Raw genomic sequence first — 19988 nt, forward strand, 5'->3', positions numbered from 1 at the left:
ACATTGATTCAACGTGATTTCAATTATAACTTTAAATTATATTTTATCATTTATAGTCTTGGATGATTTTCTTTTAACTCTTTTCTTATATTCTTATCTATATGATTTAAATATATTTGAAGACTTGTTAAATTATTATTACCCAATATTTTCCCAACCACACTCAAGTTTGCTCCTTTTTTAAGCAAATGTATAGCAAATGAATGTCTCAACATAGTTGGAGTTACATTTTTATCTAAGTTTATATTTTGAGTATACTTTTTAATTATCTTCCAAAGCCCTTGTCTTGTAAATCTCTGACCCTTTGAATTTACAAACAAAGCTTTTTCATCTTTATTTTTTACTATCTTTATTCTAGAATCATCTAAATACTTTTGTATATATTTTTTCGCTGTATTACTAAGAGGTATCGTTCTAGTATTTTTTTTATTTACACAGTTTATATAATCCATATTTAAGTTAGCATCATCTATATCAAGATCAATCAATTCAGAAACCTTAATTCCAGTTGCATAAAACAGTTCCAAAATAGCCTTATCTCTTATCCCTTTTATATTTTCTAAGTTAGGTGCATTAAGCAAAAGCTCTACGTCTTCTTGTGTTAGTATATCCATCTTAGGTCTTTCTACCTTTGGTTTTTTAATTTTTCTAGCTGGATTATCATCCGATATCCTAGTATTAAATAAAAATTCGTGAAATGATTTTATTGACGATATTATTCTAGATATGGTAGATACAGATGTATTAGATTTTTGAAGCTGTATCAAAAAACTAAATATATCATTTTCGCTAACACTAATATAATCTGTGTTATTACACTTTAAATGATTCATATATTTTTTTAAGTCCGATTTATATGATAGTATAGTATTTTGAGAAAGATTCTTATCCTTTATTATGTAATCTATATACTCATCTATTATGTTATCCATATTAAACTCCTCTGACTAAAATATTTTTTGCATTATCAATATAGATACTAAATTTACTATTCCTTGTATTGTTACTATTACTGCAAATAATCCTATTAAATTAATACTATATTTTAACATTAACTTTTTAATATGATTATAGTTTTTAAATCTATTAGATATTCTCAAAGCATGTATTGCTTCAAAAAAATAATTAAAAGAAAAAGACATCACAAGAAATGTAAAAGGAATTATAACTATATTTTTCATAAGTATTAAAAATATCATTTTGATTGAACCCGTCTTCAATACTAACATTAATGTATTTACTGTATATCCTACTGATAACCCCTTTAAAAATACTATAACCAATATCAATGGACTTGTAATTATAAACAAAGATGACAAGTACATTGATATTAAATATACAAAATCATTCTTAAGATTAAGCAAAGTCTCGTTAATCAGATTAAAATTTTGATTATAATCACTGGTTGTCCTAGAAATAAACTCATTCATAGAAGTATTTGAAATTGAATATACCTTGTTTAAATAGGCTCCACTTGTAACTCCTAAGCTAAATAAAAATATAAATATTATCATAATTATTTTATAGTTAAGATTCGAGCTTGAAAATTTAAATATTTTTTTCAAATTAAAACCCCCTTGTTTTTAACTTTACATAATTCTATGTCAAAAATAAGGGGTGTATTACATTTTTTTATATTAAATCTTTTGATAACAGTATTCCTATTATAGTTTTAGAATCCTTTATTTCATTGTTTGTAACCATATCAAAAGCTTTTTTTACGTCTACACTTATAACATCTACGTATTCATCTTCATCAGGACAGCACTCACCTTCTTGCAGGTCAGTAGCTAAATACAAGTACATTTTTTCATTAGAAAACCCAGCTGATGTATAAAATTCATTTAAAAATTTTATATTTTTAGCCTCATATCCAGTTTCTTCTTTCAATTCTCTTATAGCACATTCCTTAGGATTTTCTCCTTCTTCAAGTTTTCCAGCAGGAATTTCCAATAAAACCTCTTCAATTGGTTTTCTAAACTGTCTTACAAATATTATTTCTTTTTTATCATTTATAGCTAATATAGCTACAGCCCCTGGATGCTCTACAATTTCTCTTTTTTGGTATTTATGCTCTGGAAGTTCAACTGTATCCACTCTTAAGTTGATAATTTTTCCATTATATATCATTTCTGAACTCATAGTTTCTTCTTTAAAAATCATAACCTATCCCTCCAATAGATAATAAGCAGCAGAGCTTGCGGAATTGAAAAATTCTTTATCTTCTTCATAAGACCTACCCATACTCTTTACCCTTAAGTTGAAATATTCTAAGTCCGATTTTGTTTTGTGATTATCTATATACACTACATTGTGTATTTTATCTATATTATTTTCTTTTACTTGATTGATTACATACTCTTTATTCTTATTACATCCTATGCCAATTGGGACTACAACCTTTGTATTAACTATATCTTTTAATATAGTTATAGAATGATGACTAAGACCAAAGTGTCTATCTCTTTTATCTGCAAAGCTTATTCTAGGTATAGCTATTGGTTTTCCTTTTAATGTTTTTACAGCATCAAGTATATTAGCTTGTTCTATACCAGTAAATCCATATTTAGTAGATGTTCCTACTATACCAGGTCCCATACATACAAATACAGCATCTGCATTTAAAACTTCTTTAGCAAGTATTAATGCTGTGTATATATTTATACATTCATAGTCTCCTCCAAATGCATTTCCAATAGTTATTGTGTGATCTATTAATTTATTTTTCTTTAAGTTTTGTACATTCTTACTTAAATATATAGGTAGTGCTGCTCCATCAGTCATTATGTATACTAACTTTTTTTGCTTATCAATTCTTTTGTATGATGCAGCAAATGGAACTAGCATACTATGAAGAGTTCCAACTACAACTGGCATATTATCAAGTGATTTAAAATTTTTAATTTTATCGTGATATTCACTCTCTTGTTCTTCTGCAGAAAATGTTTTTACTTGAAGCGGAGTATATCTAAGTTTCATTATATGTCCGCCTTCACTCATTTTACTCTCTAAATTATTTAAATTCGCTATTACAAAGTGAAATCCTCCTGTTCCAAGATTAAGTTCCACAGCACTTGTATTTAATAGAACCTCATCATTAATGTTCACAGAAGAATTAATTTTAGGATAGTTTATAGCCTTATATATATATTCATCTATCTTAACCTTAAGTTCTTCCATTTCTTCAGTTTTAGATATTATCTCTTGTACTATTCCAATTCTTTTGCTTATCATAATTACCCCTCTTTATCTACCTAACATGTCTATATAATTTAGTAATTTATTATTCTCAATTATTTTTGTTAAAGAATACTTTTCTGTAATTATATGAATAAATATTAATAATATTAACGCACAAAGTCTAACCATAAATGAAAAGTTATAAGCTATGATTATCCCTATTGATATTCCAAGAACATTAGATCCTGTATCTCCCATCATAGCATTTGCTTTTAAATCTTCTTTGAAATACGCAAGTACATTTGACATTAGAATAACTATCATTACTTTGTCATAGTACATAGGTACAGTAAAAAGAAGTATTATCGAAATAAATAAATATCCTTTTATAGCTCTACCGGGTCTTAAATCTAGCAGATTCATTAAGTTTGTACACAATGCAATTAGTAGTGTATTTACACATATATCAATTATATTATTTGATATATTAACTGATATTAATAAAGCTACAAAACCTCCAAACAAAGCTTTAAAGCCTCCTGTTGTAAGTTTACCCTTTAATAAACTTTTAAAATGTCCTTTAAGACCACTAACATCTCTATCTCCTATTAAGTCGTCAAGTATACCTATAAACGCCATACTCATTATACCGAATAAGTATATATATATATCATTACTTTCATAAAAATATCTCAAAATAGATGAATTTATTATAACCATAGGCAAAAATATTATCCCAGCACATACTGGTATCAAATCTTGTCTGTAGTTTTTTCTCACAATATTACTTTCTATTAAAAGCGATTTAAAATAAGGAGTTATTAATAGAGTTCCTAAAAATCCAATTAAAAATACTATATAAATCAACTCGTATTACCTCCCTAATATTTTTTTTAGTAAAGTAATATTTATATGATAAAACTGCTTTCCTCTGTGTATAAATCCTTTTAAATTTCTCCCAGTTTCATTATGCGTCATATTTACTAAAACTTCATTTATTTTATATCCTTTTTTTAATATATCGATAGTCATTCCAACCTCAACACCATATCCAAATGGCATTTCTTGAAAGTTCTGTAATACTTCTTTTTTGAATACTCTCTGTCCTGATAATGTTGAATCTAATTCTTCGCCAGTTAACATTTTAACTCCATTCTTTGCAAGCTTTTTAACAATTCCAAAACCACCTTTTTTCTTTGCAGGTGGAAATTTTGCAATACTTACATCACATTCATCATTTAGCACAGGATATATTAATTTCTCTATATCTCTTGATGTTTCCCCTAAATCAGCATCCAAAAATCCTATAATATCAGAATTTTGCATAGCCATTTTAAGTCCATAGTTTAAAGCAAATCCTTTTCCCATATTCTTATCAAGCTTCAACGACTTTACATAGTCATATGAAGAAGCTATTTTAAATGTATTATCAGTAGATCCATCGTCTACTATTATTATATCATCTATGCACTTTACATCCCTTATACCTTCTATTGTAGATTTTATTTTATTTTCTTCATTGTAAGCAGGTATTATTATACTAATATGTTTATTATTCATAAATTAACTCCTTATTATTTAATTTCTAAAGGTGTGAATTCATCTGCAGTATTCTTTACTCCAAAGTGTCCTGTTTTTCCTTCAATAACCATAATCAATGATATCTTACCCATAACCTCATCTAAATTGTCTATAGTAGATATCTTAGATTCTTTATAAAATGGAATATATGAATTTTGAACATCTCTTCTTTCAGTTCCAAGCAGATTCACATTTTTATCTTTAAAGTATTTAATTACATTTTTATCTACGATATTTAGCTTGTTCTCGTTATTTTCTAAACTTCCACCTTCAAGTATAACAGTGTCTAAATTATTATACTCAAGATTCAAAGTTTTTATCTCTATTATTCCTTTTTGGCTCATTTTATTCAATAACTCAATATTTTTATCTAAATATGTTATTTGACATATATAATTTATAAGTTCGTTCTTATCTTTTAAATTTAAGTTGAATTCTTTATTTAGTCCATCTATTTCAAATTCATTTACCAGTTTATCTTTTATAACAATATTAAATGCCACATTTCCATTAGCCTTGTTTATAACTTCTTCTACATTAGGATAAAAGTAATCTTCTGTCGTTTTGATTATACCTATATTTTTTTCTTTTAATTTATTATCCACTATATAACTAAATGAATTTTCTATATATTTATTTAGATTTTCATTTTCTTTAGTCATGTGTAAAATCTTATCTTCCCTCTTATTATTTTCTTCTTTTATAAGATTGAATTTTTTTTCTAAGTCATCGATTATTTGAGTTTGTTGTTCATCAAATTCTCCATTACTATTTAAGTTAAATCCTATTAATATTCCGATTCCCAAACTTATAAAAATAGCACTTAATGTTACTATAAAATACTTCATATTTACATTCACAAAAAAACCTCCCTAAAAATCCATTAATAATCTAATTTTAATCTGCATAAGTTTTATAAGCTGCTGAATAGATGGTGATAAATAAGCTACTATACAAACAGGGAAAAGAGCTGCTAGCATAAGCCCCCATATGTACTTTAGTTTTAGTTTACTTCTATATAGAAGATTCACTCCTTTTGCATCTATAAGCTTTGAGCCTATTTTAAGCCTTACTAAAAAAGTACTTGCCATTCCTTTTCTTCCTTTTTCAAGAAAATCTATCATATTTGAGTGAGTTCCAAGTGCAACTATTAATTTTGCACCATATTCATATGCTGTAAGCATAGCTATATCCTCACTAGTTCCAGGTGCTGGAAATATAGTAGCATTAAGTCCTAGACTCTCTATTCTTTTAAGTCCTGGTGCCCTTCCATCAGGATACGCATGAACTACTAATTCATTACATTTCCTCAAACATTCATCACTTATACTATCCATATCTCCAACTATCATATCGGGTGTATATCCAAACTCTAAAAGTGCATCTCCTCCACCGTCAACTCCTATTAATACAGGTTTCATCTCTTCTATATATGGAATTATTGTGCTTAAATCCTGTTTATAATCTTGACCTCTTACCACAATCAGTGCATGTCTTCCTTTAAAATCGGTCTTCATTTTAGGAATTTCTAAATCTCCAAGTATAAACCCTTTTTCTTTTTTAGCATATTCTATAGTATTTTCTATAAAATTATCTAATTCATTAGATAAATTCTCATAGCATAATTTTATTTTTTGTTTAATAGTATCTTTGTCTAATATTTCACCTTCACCTATTAATTCATCATTTAAATATAGTTTATTATCTACTATTTCAACAATATCATCTTCATTTAATCTATCAAACACGTCTTTTCCTACATTATCCAATATATATACATTTTTATTAGAAAGTATTTGAGGTCCCTTATTCGGATATCTACCGCTTATTGTAGTATCTGCATTTACTATAGCTTTTATTTTTCCTTCTACTAAAGAGTTAGCTGCAACCTCATCTATATCTTTATGATTTATTACAGCAATCTCTCCTCCTTTTAATCTTTTGGCTAGATTTTTAGTTTTTCTATCTATTTTTATCGGAGCCTTTAGTCGCATATTTTTCCCCCTCATTTTACAAAATACTAGTTTTAGGTTTAATTTTAAACAAATCTAATTATATCACATAAATACCTCTAAATTAAATAAGGATTTAAATTTTGAAATTTTTCTATTAATTTACAAATTAAAAAACATCTTCTGCTATTTTTTATAATAACAAAAGATGTTTCTCTTTACTTTATCTTACCGCTTTATGCTCAAGTCTTAATTTATCAGCTACCATTGCGATAAATTCAGAATTTGTTGGCTTTCCTTTTGTATTGTGAACAGTATATCCGAATAATTGATTTATAGTATCAACTTTACCTCTACTCCAAGCTACCTCTATAGCATGTCTTATAGCTCTTTCAACTCTTGATGGAGTAGTATTGAATATCTTAGCTATATTAGGATATAGTTCCTTAGTAACAGCACTTAAAAGTTCTACATTTTCTATTACCATTGCTATAGCTTCTCTTAAGTATAAATACCCTTTTATATGAGCTGGAACTCCTATTTCATGTATTATATTAGTTATTTCAGCCTCTATATTTCCAGTATTTTGTATAAAATCATTTTTAACAGTTTTAAATTGTACTAATGGTTTATTATTTTCAAGTATTGATACACTTGTTTGTCCAACCAATTCTCTTATCCTGTTTATAAATACAGTAAAATCAAAAGGCTTAACTATATAGTAATCCGCTCCTAAATTTATGGCTCTTTGAGTTATCTTATCTTGTCCAACAGCAGATAATACTATTATTTTTGGCATCTTTTTGATATCCATAGTATTTAATTTTTCTATGACTCCAAGTCCATCAAGATGCGGCATTATTATATCTAGTATTAGTAAATCCGGTTGTTTCTCTGATACTAAATCAAGTGCCTCAATACCATCTTTAGCTATGCCTAATATTTCTATATCATTCTCATTTTGCAAATATTCTTTCAATATTTGGCAAAAGTCCTTATTATCATCTGCTATTATTAATTTTATTTTCTCTTTCACAGAATTACCCCCCAATAAAAAATATTATAATTATACAAGTTAACTAATTCGACATTTGTATTAAATTTCCTTTAATTTATTTCAACTTATTTTAACATCCAATCTATAAATATGGCATATCCTTTTTTAGGATCATTGACAAATACATGTGTTATAGCTCCTATTATTTTGTCATTTTGTATTATCGGAGCCCCACTCATACCTTGTACTATTCCACCTGTATAGTTTATCAGATTTTTATCTACTATTTCAACCACCATACTCTTAGATTTTGGTTTATTTTGGTTAAATATCTTTTTTATTTGTATTTTATATTTTCTTATTCTATTGTTTTCATCAGTAAATAATATATAGGCATCTCCTTTTTTAACTTCGTAATAATGACCGACTTCTATGGCTTTTAAATTGTTCCATATATATTTACTGTTCATGGTACCTTTTATTCCAAAATGATCATTACGATTAAATTCACCCATTATATTTTCTTTATCGAAATCTCCTATTATTTCACCTGGAAGTCCTGATGTTCCCTTTTTAACTCCTATTTTTTCAGGTTTATATAAAACACCATTTTTAACTTCTATTATACTTCCAGTATCTACATCTGTTATTCCATGACCTAAAGCATAAAATTCTTTTGTTTTTGGATTGTAACAAGTCAACGTTCCTATTCCTGCTATTTTATCTCTTACCCATACTCCTATTTTGTAAGTATCATCTTCATCATTTTTATATAATTTTATATTTTCAGATATATACTTACCATCTCTTTTTATAGTTACATTTATAAAATCTTTTTTTATATTATTTGTAATATCTTCTATATCTTGTGCTTTATTTACTTCTTTTCCTTCTATTCTAACTATTATATCTCCGATTTTTATATTTCTATCTTTATATTTCAAGTAATTTTCATCTATTCCTATAACTAATACTCCTTTTGTGTCGAGTTTTATTCCAGCTATATTCCCAAGTGGAATTAATTCTAATTTATTTTGATTAAATGCTTGTGAAATCAAATTAAATGGTGTGAAACTTGTCAATATTGTAGATAAAATTAATATTAAAATCAAAAATTTTCTCTTGGAAATTTTAGCCATAATTATCACTTCCTTAATGTCGTTTTAATATTAATTTTCCTAAAATCGTACTTTTATATCCTCCACAAATAATAATATTATTGTAAAAAAGTCTCATTATAAAAAAGTCTTTCTTTGAAAGATTTTAAATGTGGTTTTATTTAAAAATAATATAAATTCCTATTTATCATAAAAAATAAAGATGCCTAAGCATCTTTATTTTGAGCTATTTGTAAAATTTCTTTTGCATGTTCTATTGTTTTTTCAGTTATATTAGATCCTGATATTAATCTTGCTATTTCCTGTATCTTTTCTTTTGGGGTTAATTTTTCTATTTTCGTATAAGTTCTACTTTCTTGTATAACTTTTTCTATTCTAAAATGAGAATTTGCATTTACTGCTATTTGAGGTAAATGAGTTATACTTATAACTTGTTTTTTATATGATATATCCTTTAATTTTTTCCCTACTATTTCTGCTGCTATTCCACTTATTCCTGTATCTATTTCATCAAACACAAGTGTATTTACTTTATCTATATCAGATAATATAGTTTTAAATGCAAGCATAAATCTTGACATTTCACCACCAGATGCAACTTTGTATATAGGCATTAAATCTTCACCTATATTGAATGATATCATAAATTCTATACTATCTTTTCCTGTTAAAGAATACTCTTCTTTTTTTCTGAAACCAACTTTAAATACAACATTTTCCATATTTAAAGATTTAAGTTGTTCAAATATATCAGTTTCCAATTCATTTGCAATTTCTTTTCTTATAGAAGTTATTTTTTCACTTTTTTGATTTAATACACTTTCAATTTTTGTCAATTTTTCTTTTGATTCTAGTATTTTTTCATCTCTATTTTCTATATCTTCTAATCTTTTCATTATTTTTTCTTTATATTCTAGAATTTCCTGTATAGAGTTTCCATATTTTCGTTTTATGTTATTTATTGTATCTATTCTTATTTCTATGTCATCAAGACTTTTAATATCAAAATCTATATTCTCTTTATAATCTCTTATATCTTTTGATATATCTTGAAGAGTATACATAATTTCTTCTAACGAAGTATGAAATTGTTCTAACCTTTCATCTATATTGACAACATTTTTTAAATCCTGAATACCTTTAGATATTAAATCAAACGCATTGTAATTTGATTCATATAAATTTGAGTACGAGCTATTTAAGCTTGTATATATTTTTTCGCTATTTCTATGTAACTCTCTTTCTTTTAAAAGTTGTTCATATTCTCCTATCGTCAAATTAGCCTCTTCAATCTCGTTTATTTGAAATTTTAAAAGATCTATTTCCCTTGCTATTTGAATATCATCTTTATTCTCAGTTAGTGAGTCTATTTCCTTTTTTAAATCAAAGTATTTTTCGTATATATTTAAATATTCTTTTTTTTCAGGTTCAATTCTATGGTGTCCATATATATCTAAAAATTCTATATGCTTATCCTTATTAAAAAGAACCTGATTTTGATGTTGACTATGTACATCTACCAATAAAGATCCTATAGTTTTTAAAAATGATATTCTTACATTTCTTCCATTTATCCTACTTATGTTCTTTCCATCGCTATGTATTTCTCTTGATATTATCAAATTATCATCTAAAGATGCATCTATTCCGCACTCTAATAATTCTTTAATAACTTTTTCATTTGTAACATTGAATGTAACCTCTACAAGACCTTTATCTGTTCCTTTTCTTACAAATGATTTATCATACCTTCCACCTAGGCAAAGATTAAGAGCGTCTATTATTATAGATTTACCAGAACCAGTTTCTCCAGTCAGTATGTTAAATCCTTCTTCAAAGTCTATTCTAATTTCTTCTGCTAATGCAAAGTTTTTTATATACATCTCAAGGATCATGATAATCCCCCTTATCTATATTAGCTTTCTAAATCTATCTTTTATCAGATCTACATCTTCTCTATTTTTTATCAATACAAATACAGTATCAATACCTGCTATTGTACCTATTATCTCTTTAAGTTCTAGTTGATCTACTGCTTTTGCAACTAACTGTCCAGATCCATCAATAGTCTTTAAGCACACAATATTTTCAGATGAGTCAATCCCTACCAATACTTCTTTCAACAACCTTATAAGTCTATCACAAGATCCCTTTTCTTCTTTTTTAAGTGCTGCATACTTATAATTGCCATCTTTTGTTAAAACCTTAACTAACTTCAAATCCTTTATATCTCTCGAAACTGTAGCTTGAGTAACGTTCATTCCATGATCTCTAAGCTTTTGTACAAGTTCATCTTGAGTCGTTATATCATTGCTTTCAATTATTTCTAATAGTTTGTTATGCCTTGATATTTTCAACTTTAAATCCTCCTAATTACAGTTTTTGATGAGAATCTTCTACCACTTTCAAAATTATTTCATCATAGTTCAATTCATTTTTTTCATTTAAATCATTACTTTTTCTTATATGAAGTAAATATTCTATATTTCCTTCTGGACCTTTTACAGGTGAGTAGTCTAGGTTCAATATGTCAAATCCATTTTGATATACGAATTCTGTTATTCTTTTAATTACATCTATGTGTGTTTGTTTGTCTCTAACTACTCCTTTTTTACCAACCTTTTCTCTACCAGCTTCAAATTGTGGTTTTATAAGAGCTATTATTTCTCCATTTTCTTTAAGTAACTCTTTTGCCTTTGGTATTACGAGTCTTAAAGATATAAATGATACATCTATAGATGAAAAATCAGCAAGTTCTCCTAAATCATCAATTTCAACATATCTTATATTAGTTCTCTCCATGCATACAACTCTATCATCTTGTCTTAGTTTCCATGCAAGCTGTCCGTATCCAACGTCTATAGCAAATACTTTTTTAGCTCCATTTTGAAGCATACAATCTGTAAACCCGCCTGTAGATGATCCTATATCTAGACACACCTTATCTTTTACCTCTACATCAAAGTTTTTTATTGATTTTTCAAGCTTTAATCCACCTCTGCTAACATACGGAATAAGTTTTCCCTTTATAGTTATGTCGCAATCTTCTTTTACTATAGTTCCCGGTTTATCACATCTTTGACCGTCTACAAATACAAGACCTGCCATTAATGATTTTTTAGCTCTTTCTCTGCTTTCAAAATGTCCATTTTCGACTAGTAAGATATCTATTCTTTTTTTCATGATTTATTACCTTTCTTATTTGATTTCTTGTATTATTTTTTGTGCTATTTTTGGTGCTGATAGTCCATACTTATCGTAAAGTATATCTACATTTCCATGTTCTATAAATTTATCTTCAAATCCTATATTTATAAGCTTTCCTTTATATCCAAGCTTTGATAAATAACAAGATATACTACTTCCAAAGCCTCCAATTAAAACATTATCTTCAACAGTTACTATGTAATCGTATTCTTTGTGTATATCTTCTATCATCTTATAATCTAAAGGTTTTAAGAATCTTCCATTTATTAAAGTTACATTTATTCCTCTTTCATTTAATATATCATAGCATTTTAGACAAGTCTTTACCATTGAGCCTATACCTATCAAAGCTACCTTGCTTCCTTTTTTTAGTATGTCCCATTTTCCAATATCTAATTGATAGTCATCTTTATCATACTTCAAAGCTTCACCTCTTGGATATCTTATAGCAACCGGAGTGTTCATTGTTCTTGATAATTCCAACATTTTTTCCAGTTCATATTTATCCATTGGAGCCATAACAGTTAAGTTAGGAATAGAGTTTAAATAACTTAGGTCAAATACTCCATGGTGAGTTTCTCCATCAGCTCCAACAATTCCAGCTCTATCAAGCAACAAGGTTACAGGAAGATTGCTAAGAGCTATATCGTGTATTATCTGATCATATCCTCTTTGAAGAAACGTTGAATATACCGCAAAATAAGGTTTTATACCATTAGCGGCAAGACCACTTGCAAATGTAACTGCGTGCCCCTCTGCTATTCCCACATCAAAGATCCTTTCAGGATAAATATTTTGAAATTTAGAAAGTCCTGTTCCAGATGGCATTGCAGCTGTTACAGCAACTATATTTTCGTCCTTAGCAGCCATTTCAACCATTTTATCTCCTACTACACTTGAGTATGTCTCTTTAGAGCTCTTTTGAATTCCCTTTTTAAGGTCAAAAGGACTTACTCCATGATACTTTTCTGGTTCATTTTCTGCAAATCTATATCCTTTTCCCTTTTTTGTAATTACATGGACTATAGACGGGCCCTTAAATTTTTTTATTGTTTTAAATGTTTGAATAAGCTCTTCAATATTATGTCCATCTATTGGTCCAAAATACTTTATACCCATTTCTTCAAATAAAGCACCTGGACTTACAATATATTTTAAGCTATCCTTTATTTTATCTGCAGTCTTATATACCGTATCTCCAATCTTAGGTATATAATTAGTTATATTTTCAAATTCTATCTTCATCTTTTTATAAGCTTTATTAGTTCTAAGCTTTAATAAATAATTTGACATACTTCCAACATTTTTATCTATAGACATTTCATTATCATTTAATATTACAGTCATATTTGTTTGGGTATGTCCTAAATGATTAAGTGCTTCAAATGCCATACCTCCAGTTAAAGCTCCATCTCCTATTACAGATATAACGTCGTAATCTTCTTTTTTAATATCACGTGCCATGGCAAGACCAAGCCCTGCAGATATAGAAGTTGAACTATGTCCTGTATCAAATGCATCGTGTACACTTTCATTTCTCTTAGGAAATCCACTAAGTCCATTGAATTTTCTAAGAGTTTCAAATTCCCTTATTCTTCCCGTAATCATTTTATGTACATAAGCTTGATGCCCTACATCCCAAACAATTTTATCCTTTGGTGTTTCAAATATATAGTGAAAGGCAAGAGTTAATTCTACTACACCTAAATTAGAAGCCAAATGACCTCCTGTCTTAGATACAGATCTTACTAAGAACTTTCTTATTTCATTAGTAAATTCATTAAGTTCCTTTATATTCATTTTCTTTAAATCTTCAGGATTATTTACATTGTATAAATATTTATACATAACTTCATCCTACTTTCTAAAAATTATTTTTACATATATAAATATACCCTAGTATTTTTTCCAAAAGCTAAAAATTTAAAACCTTACGCTTTCAGATACGCTATATATATTATAATAGCTTTAATTACTAGGATATATACCTATATCATATGTTTAATATTTTATTTTAACTTACACAAAGCATAGATATTATAGCATATTGATAAATCATTTTCAAACCATCATATTAGCTATTACAATACCAAGTATTGCTCCAGCTAAAACTTCTACAGGTGTATGGCCTACAAGTTCTTTCAACCTTTTTTCATTAAAGATATCTTTTCTATGCTCTTGTATATCTTCTATCATTTTATTAAGTATCTTAGCTTGCTTTCCAACAGCCCTTCTAACTCCAGATGCATCATACATTACTATTAAAGCAAATACAAGTGCCATAGCAAACTCCAATGATTCATAACCTCTTTGTATTCCTATTGCAGTTGCAAGACTTGTAACGAATGATGAATGAGAACTCGGCATACCGCCGGAACCTACAAACCTTGAAACATCTATCTTCTTATCAAATATAAAAGTCAGTATAACCTTTAATATCTGTGCTACAAACCAAGATATAAAGCATACTGCAAAAGTTTGATTATTTAAAATCCCTTCAATAAAAGTCACTTAATATCCTCCTCAAATTAGCATTCTCTATCTATAATGTAGTCAGCTAAACAATTTAAAAACTCGTTTTTCCCATCAAAACTAGATATATATTTTTTAGCATCTTCTATAAGATTTCTAGCTATATCTCTTGACTTATCAATACCAAATAATGAAGGATATGTAGACTTGTTGTTTTCTAAATCACTTCCAATATCTTTGCCTAGTTTTTTCTCATCTCCCACTATATCTAATATATCATCTACAACTTGAAAAGCAAGACCTATGTTTTTAGCATAATTTGTTATATCTTCAAGTTCTCTGTCATTAGCTCCTCCAATTATAGCTCCTGCTCTCATTGATCCTATAATCATAGCCGATGTCTTATTCATATGTATAAAATCAAGTGTATCCTTATCTATTCTTTTGTTTTCACTTTCAAGATCTACAACCTGACCTGCTATCATCCCTTTAACACCTGCTGCTTTAGCTATTTCATTCATAGCTTTCACATATTTATAGCTATTTTTTTCATTTTTTAAAGCATGCTCAAGCATTATTTCAAATGAATAATTCAAAAGTCCGTCCCCAGCCAAAACAGCTATACCTTCTCCAAACACCTTGTGATTTGTAGGCTTTCCTCTTCTTAAATCATCATCATCCATCGCAGGTAAATCATCGTGTATGAGAGAATATGTATGAATCATCTCCATAGCACATGCATAAGGTATAGTATCTTCTATATCAGAATTAAATAAAACTGCACTTTCCATTAAAAGTATAGGTCTGAGTCTTTTGCCGCCTGCATCTAAACTATATTTCATCGATTCAAATAAAGTTTTTTGATATGCATTCATATCTGGTATATAATTTTGTAATCTACTTTCAAAATATGTTTTTTTATCTTTTAATGCCGATTTAAAATTCATTTATTATACCTCCTCAATATCGATTTCTATTTCTTCTAAAGTATCGTTTGAAAATCTAGTTATCTTAAGTTGAGCTGATTCTAGCAACTTATTACAATGTCTATACAATCTTATACCCTCTTCATAAAGCTTTAAAGATTCATCTAAAGATATAGTTTCCTCTTCTAAGCTTGCAATTATCTCTTGTAACCTCTTATAAGAAACTTCATAATTCATACTAATCAACCTCTTTTATATTCTGTATTTTACAATTTACACAGACCTTTTCAAATAGTACATTTATATTGTCTCCTAGTTTCAAATTTTTAGGATTTTTAACTAGTTTATCATCTTTTTCAACTAAAGTATAACCTCTAGACATTACAGACAAAGGACTTAAATTGTTTAAATTCTGCCCTATATAATCTAACTCATTCCTAGTTAAAACAAGCTTTTTATTAATAGCATTTTCAATATTCTTTAAGCAATTATCAGTACATATAAACTTATCTTTTATTATTCCTTTATATGTAATATCTATATCCTTCTTTGTACTATCCAAATCTTTTTTATATGTATATACTTTATTTTCAAATATTTTATTCATTCTATCTTTAGATATATCAAGTCTATCTCTTATATCTATATAAGACGGAACAGATATTTCAGCTCCCGCCGATGGAGTAGGAGCTCTAAGATCTGATACAAAATCAGATATTGTAAAATCAGTTTCATGTCCTACTGCACTTATTATAGGAATTTGTGATTTAAATATACTTCTTGCAACCTTTTCTTCATTAAAAGACCATAATTCTTCTATAGAACCTCCGCCTCTAGCCAATATTATAACATCTATAAATTCTCTTTTATTCAAAAAATCAATCGCATAAACTATATCGTCCGCCGAACTATCTCCTTGAACCAAAACAGGATATATTCTAATATTGACCTTTGGATACCTTCTAGCTATAACATTTATAATATCTCTAAGTGCTGCTCCTGTTAAAGATGTAATAACTCCTATATTATTAGGCATACTCGGTATTTTCTTTTTATATTTTTCATCGAATAATCCTTCATTTTGAAGCTTTTGTTTGAGCTTTGCAAACTCTACATGCAAGTTTCCAATTCCTTCAACATCGATTGAATTTATATAAAGCTGATAACTTCCGTCCTTTTCATATAACGATATATACCCAGATGCTCTTACTTCAAGACCTTCCTCTAAATTTAAATTTTTAGGAACATTATTTTTAAATATAACACAATTTATCTTAGATTTATTATCTTTTAAAGACATATATATATGTCCACTTGTATGCATTTTTAAATTAGATACTTCCCCTTTTACCTTTAAATTATATAATATAGGGTCATTGGTAAGAATCCTCTTTATATAAGAATTAACCTCACTGATAGAAAGAGCCTTTAACTTCATAATTATACCTCACTTAAAAATCTATTAACTCCAATAATACCTGTTCCTATTGCATTATCTTTTGCAAAACTAGGTTTTGTAAAAAATGCATTTATTTTATAATTGTTCAATTTGTTTATCATATTACTAGATATATATTCACTAGAAGACACCCCTCCAACAAATAATACATCTTTTATATTATATTTATCACTTAAGTATAAAACTGATTTATATATAGAATCTAAAATAGAGTTTAAAGTCACTTTAGATATATATTCCTTAGAGTAATCATCTATCATAGAAAATATTTGATTCTCAACACCTGAAAAATTGATATATCCTTCTCTAGATGATAGCTTTAAATACTGGACATCAGCATCACATTTTAATGCATTTTGATCTAAATACTTTCCACAAGGGAATTCATAGCCAAGCTTTACTCCTACTCTATCTATAAGTTGCCCTGCACTTATATCCTTTGTAGCACCTACTATTTCTATATCGTACCCATCCAAGTTTCTATTTACCAGAAGTATTTCAGTAGTCCCTCCAGACATATGTATGCACAAAAATCTATCTTTATCCATATTAGTATCATAAAAAGCTGCCTCTATATGGCATTCTTGATGCGAAGTTTCGTACAATTTTGAATTCAATATAGCCGATATAGTTTTTGCAAATTTATATCCACAGCTAAATACAGGCATGTATGACCCTTCAATAGATCTTGGTCTTGAAGATACACATACTCCAACAATATCATAATCCTTAATGCTACTTTTTAAGTCTCCGAACATGTCTCCCAAATTGTTTGTATGTTGAAAAAAAGCATCTGATTGTCTAAGTCCTCTATTTCCATGCTTGACTTTCAACATTTTCTTTTTATTTATTATTATTTCTTTATCTAAATTTATAGCTGCTATAGATGTCGTATAGCAGCTTGTGTCTATTCCTAAAATTATTTTATTTTTGAATATCATTTATTGCACTTCCCAATAATCCGTTTATAAATTTTGTAGACTCATCATCAGAATATCTCTTTGCAAGTTCTATTCCTTCATTTATAGCAACTTTAAACGGAACATTATCCATATATTTTATCTCAGCTATCGCAACTCTTAATATACTAAGATCCACCTTAGCTATTCTGTTTATTTTCCATTTTGTAGAATGAGTACTTATAATAGAATCTATCTCTTCTTTATTTTCTATAATTTTATTTCCTAAATCAACTAGGTATTGTTTATCAAAATTTTCATGAGAATGTTCTTGTATAAACTCTTGAACCTTTTCGCTAGTATATTCTTTAATCATATCCATTTGATAAACCATTTTCATTCCTAATTCTCTACTTATCTTTCTGCTCATTGTAAACCTCCTAAATATTATATACACAAAACTAACCCTCTGATTATTCAGAGGGTTAATATACTTCCTATTAACTATTCTCTTCAATTTTTTCTTTCTTAAAAGTAATTCCTTGAATGTGAACATTAACCTGAGCTACATTTAATCCAGTCATAGTTTCAATAGTTGTTTTAACATTCTCTTGTATTTTCCATGATACATCCGGTATAACAACTCCATATTCTATCATTACAAATACATCTATGAATACTTCGTCTTCTTCTACTACGACTTTAACACCTTTAGATAAATTCTTTTTACCTAAAATTTCCGTTATATTACCTGTAATGCTTCCACTCATAGCTGCTACTCCTTCTATTTCAGAAGCAGAAATCCCTGATATAGTAGCAATTACATCCTCAGATATTTTTACTTGGCCATAATCTTTATTTTCCAAAGGTACACCTCCAAAGTGTTAAATTATACTTTAATTATACCAAATGAAAATAAATTTTACAAACTATCTTTTGTATTCCATTATTTTTATATTCTCAAAAGGAAGTTTTGTTTGAGTGTATACAACATCAAATATTTTTGCAACATCGTCTTTATTCAGTTTTTCTCTATCAACTACTACACTTGCATTATTTTCACTAACGTATGCTACAGGATTTTCAAACCCTTTAGCAGTAAGTAAGCTTTCTATATTAAGCTCGGCTTCTCTAAATTTAACTAAGTTCAACTTCATGTTAGATGCCTCTTCTATTGAATTTTGACTAGAAGCTGGATTTTTAACTATTGCATCTAGTTCTTCTATTAATTCCCCTCTTTCCTTTTCTCTATTCATTTTTATATCTATAAAATATGTATCTTTTTGCATATTTTCTTTTGATAGCATTTCTTTTGTTATATTTGCAGTTGTCTCTTTAACCTTTTCATCAGCTTCACTTTTATTACTGTCTACAACCTTTATTTCGTCAGTATCTAAATTTTCATTAGCTGTTTCCTTAACCTGTTCTTTATCAACATCTACATTTTCATTATCAGCTTGAAGCAACTCTTCGTATTCTTTAAGATCACTAGATGTTTCAAGCATGCCTTGTTTATTAAATTGATAATTAACAGTGCATACAACTACTAACATAAATACCAATACACATACAACAAAATTTCTGCTTTTTAAAATCTGCTTATTAAATTTCTTGAACTTCATAACTTAATCCCCCTCATTTATTTTTTTGGATAAACCTCTATTTTATGGCTAGATACTTGAAGTACTGTTTTAACAGCATCATATAGTCTTTGTTTTACTACAGTATCTTCTGCGCCATCGGCTACAACTATAACCCCTCTAACTTGTGGTTCTATAGATTTTAATAATATAGGTTCATTTCCTTTATTATTATTTTTCGTTACTACAGTCTGAGTTTTATTTTCTGTTGTTACAACCCTCCTTCCTCCAGTCGAATCATTCTCCTGCGTTGTCTCTGTTGCAATCGTTGCATTAAAAGCCGGTTCTAGTTCTCCATTAGTCTCAAAAGTTATCATTACCTTTACAGACTTTACCCCCTGTATATTGCTCAATATTTTCTCAAGCCTATCTTCTAACTCATCTTCTTTAGTAACTATTGTTCCTCTACTAGATTCATCTTTATCAACTAGATCTGCATTTGGATAGTTTTTATCTACATTTTGATTAAATATACCAGAAATACTCACAAGCAGTACTAATGATATTATTATCGCAGCTAAAATAGTGTATATTCTCTTTTTATCAAGGTTCATGTT

23 protein-coding genes are annotated in these 19988 nt (G+C 28.0%); all 23 read right to left on the reverse strand.

All coding sequences use genetic code 11. The features are described from left to right. Positions 1-50: 50 nt before the first annotated feature. The 23 genes from WJW32_RS05465 to WJW32_RS05575 all read right to left on the reverse strand — a co-directional run bounded on the left by WJW32_RS05465 (position 51) and on the right by WJW32_RS05575 (position 19985). On the reverse strand, positions 51-932 hold the full coding sequence (locus WJW32_RS05465) for a tyrosine-type recombinase/integrase (RefSeq protein WP_340256146.1): 882 nt from the start codon (positions 930-932) through the stop codon (positions 51-53). A gap of 15 nt (positions 933-947) precedes the next feature. Then, a complete protein-coding gene (locus WJW32_RS05470; protein ID WP_340256149.1) occupies positions 948-1565 on the reverse strand; it encodes a hypothetical protein in 618 nt (205 codons plus the stop codon). Between the two features lie 67 nt (positions 1566-1632). Then, positions 1633-2163, reverse strand: coding sequence for an NUDIX hydrolase (locus WJW32_RS05475; RefSeq protein WP_340256152.1), 531 nt, complete (start codon positions 2161-2163; stop codon positions 1633-1635). Positions 2164-2166: 3 nt separating this feature from the next. Next, the gene (locus tag WJW32_RS05480; RefSeq protein ID WP_340256155.1) at positions 2167-3234 is read right to left on the reverse strand and encodes a DUF3866 family protein; all 1068 of its coding nucleotides are present in this window, start codon (positions 3232-3234) and stop codon (positions 2167-2169) included. 12 nt (positions 3235-3246) lie between these two features. Continuing rightward, positions 3247-4047 (reverse strand): glycosyl transferase, encoded by an 801-nt coding sequence (locus WJW32_RS05485; RefSeq protein WP_340256158.1) that lies wholly within the window; start codon positions 4045-4047, stop codon positions 3247-3249. A 6-nt stretch (positions 4048-4053) separates the two neighbouring features. Further along, positions 4054-4740 carry a glycosyltransferase family 2 protein gene (locus WJW32_RS05490; RefSeq protein WP_340256161.1) on the reverse strand — a complete coding sequence of 229 codons (687 nt, stop codon included), beginning with the start codon at positions 4738-4740 and terminating at the stop codon, positions 4054-4056. A 14-nt stretch (positions 4741-4754) separates the two neighbouring features. Next, positions 4755-5621, reverse strand: a complete 867-nt coding sequence (locus tag WJW32_RS05495; protein WP_340256164.1) for a copper transporter — start codon at positions 5619-5621, stop codon at positions 4755-4757. Positions 5622-5633: 12 nt separating this feature from the next. Next, positions 5634-6755 carry a putative cytokinetic ring protein SteA gene (steA, locus tag WJW32_RS05500; RefSeq protein WP_340256167.1) on the reverse strand — a complete coding sequence of 374 codons (1122 nt, stop codon included), beginning with the start codon at positions 6753-6755 and terminating at the stop codon, positions 5634-5636. A 181-nt stretch (positions 6756-6936) separates the two neighbouring features. Further along, positions 6937-7749 carry a sporulation transcription factor Spo0A gene (gene spo0A, locus WJW32_RS05505; protein ID WP_340256170.1) on the reverse strand — a complete coding sequence of 271 codons (813 nt, stop codon included), beginning with the start codon at positions 7747-7749 and terminating at the stop codon, positions 6937-6939. Positions 7750-7835: 86 nt separating this feature from the next. Next, entirely contained in the window at positions 7836-8849 is a 1014-nt protein-coding gene (spoIVB, locus tag WJW32_RS05510; RefSeq protein WP_340256173.1) for a SpoIVB peptidase, read from the reverse strand. 185 nt (positions 8850-9034) lie between these two features. Continuing rightward, positions 9035-10723, reverse strand: coding sequence for a DNA repair protein RecN (recN, locus tag WJW32_RS05515; RefSeq protein ID WP_340256176.1), 1689 nt, complete (start codon positions 10721-10723; stop codon positions 9035-9037). A 15-nt stretch (positions 10724-10738) separates the two neighbouring features. Continuing rightward, on the reverse strand, positions 10739-11185 hold the full coding sequence (locus tag WJW32_RS05520) for an arginine repressor (protein WP_340256179.1): 447 nt from the start codon (positions 11183-11185) through the stop codon (positions 10739-10741). Positions 11186-11201: 16 nt separating this feature from the next. Beyond that, positions 11202-12011, reverse strand: a complete 810-nt coding sequence (locus tag WJW32_RS05525) for a TlyA family RNA methyltransferase (RefSeq protein ID WP_340256182.1) — start codon at positions 12009-12011, stop codon at positions 11202-11204. Positions 12012-12026: 15 nt separating this feature from the next. Further along, positions 12027-13883, reverse strand: coding sequence for a 1-deoxy-D-xylulose-5-phosphate synthase (gene dxs, locus WJW32_RS05530; protein ID WP_340256185.1), 1857 nt, complete (start codon positions 13881-13883; stop codon positions 12027-12029). A 213-nt stretch (positions 13884-14096) separates the two neighbouring features. Continuing rightward, the gene (locus tag WJW32_RS05535) at positions 14097-14546 is read right to left on the reverse strand and encodes a divergent PAP2 family protein (protein WP_340256188.1); all 450 of its coding nucleotides are present in this window, start codon (positions 14544-14546) and stop codon (positions 14097-14099) included. Positions 14547-14563: 17 nt separating this feature from the next. After that, positions 14564-15454: a polyprenyl synthetase family protein gene (locus WJW32_RS05540; protein WP_340256191.1), complete on the reverse strand. Its 891-nt coding sequence runs from the start codon at positions 15452-15454 to the stop codon at positions 14564-14566. Positions 15455-15457: 3 nt separating this feature from the next. After that, the gene (xseB, locus tag WJW32_RS05545) at positions 15458-15670 is read right to left on the reverse strand and encodes an exodeoxyribonuclease VII small subunit (RefSeq protein ID WP_340256194.1); all 213 of its coding nucleotides are present in this window, start codon (positions 15668-15670) and stop codon (positions 15458-15460) included. Between the two features lies 1 nt (position 15671). Continuing rightward, complete coding sequence (gene xseA, locus WJW32_RS05550) at positions 15672-16871, reverse strand: exodeoxyribonuclease VII large subunit (RefSeq protein ID WP_340256197.1); 1200 nt, start codon at positions 16869-16871, stop codon at positions 15672-15674. Positions 16872-16873: 2 nt separating this feature from the next. Beyond that, positions 16874-17833 carry an O-sialoglycoprotein endopeptidase gene (locus WJW32_RS05555; protein ID WP_340256200.1) on the reverse strand — a complete coding sequence of 320 codons (960 nt, stop codon included), beginning with the start codon at positions 17831-17833 and terminating at the stop codon, positions 16874-16876. Then, positions 17817-18221, reverse strand: coding sequence for a transcription antitermination factor NusB (nusB, locus tag WJW32_RS05560; RefSeq protein WP_340256203.1), 405 nt, complete (start codon positions 18219-18221; stop codon positions 17817-17819). Before nusB ends, WJW32_RS05555 begins: the two co-directional genes overlap by 17 nt. 70 nt (positions 18222-18291) lie before the next feature. Continuing rightward, positions 18292-18657: an Asp23/Gls24 family envelope stress response protein gene (locus WJW32_RS05565; RefSeq protein WP_340256205.1), complete on the reverse strand. Its 366-nt coding sequence runs from the start codon at positions 18655-18657 to the stop codon at positions 18292-18294. 63 nt (positions 18658-18720) lie between these two features. Then, complete coding sequence (locus WJW32_RS05570) at positions 18721-19413, reverse strand: SpoIIIAH-like family protein (RefSeq protein ID WP_340256207.1); 693 nt, start codon at positions 19411-19413, stop codon at positions 18721-18723. Positions 19414-19430: 17 nt separating this feature from the next. Then, positions 19431-19985, reverse strand: coding sequence for a stage III sporulation protein AG (locus WJW32_RS05575; protein WP_340256210.1), 555 nt, complete (start codon positions 19983-19985; stop codon positions 19431-19433). Positions 19986-19988 lie beyond the last annotated feature (3 nt).

The organism is Tepidibacter sp. Z1-5 (genome assembly GCF_037844525.1).
Taxonomy (GTDB): domain Bacteria; phylum Bacillota; class Clostridia; order Peptostreptococcales; family Peptostreptococcaceae; genus Tepidibacter_A.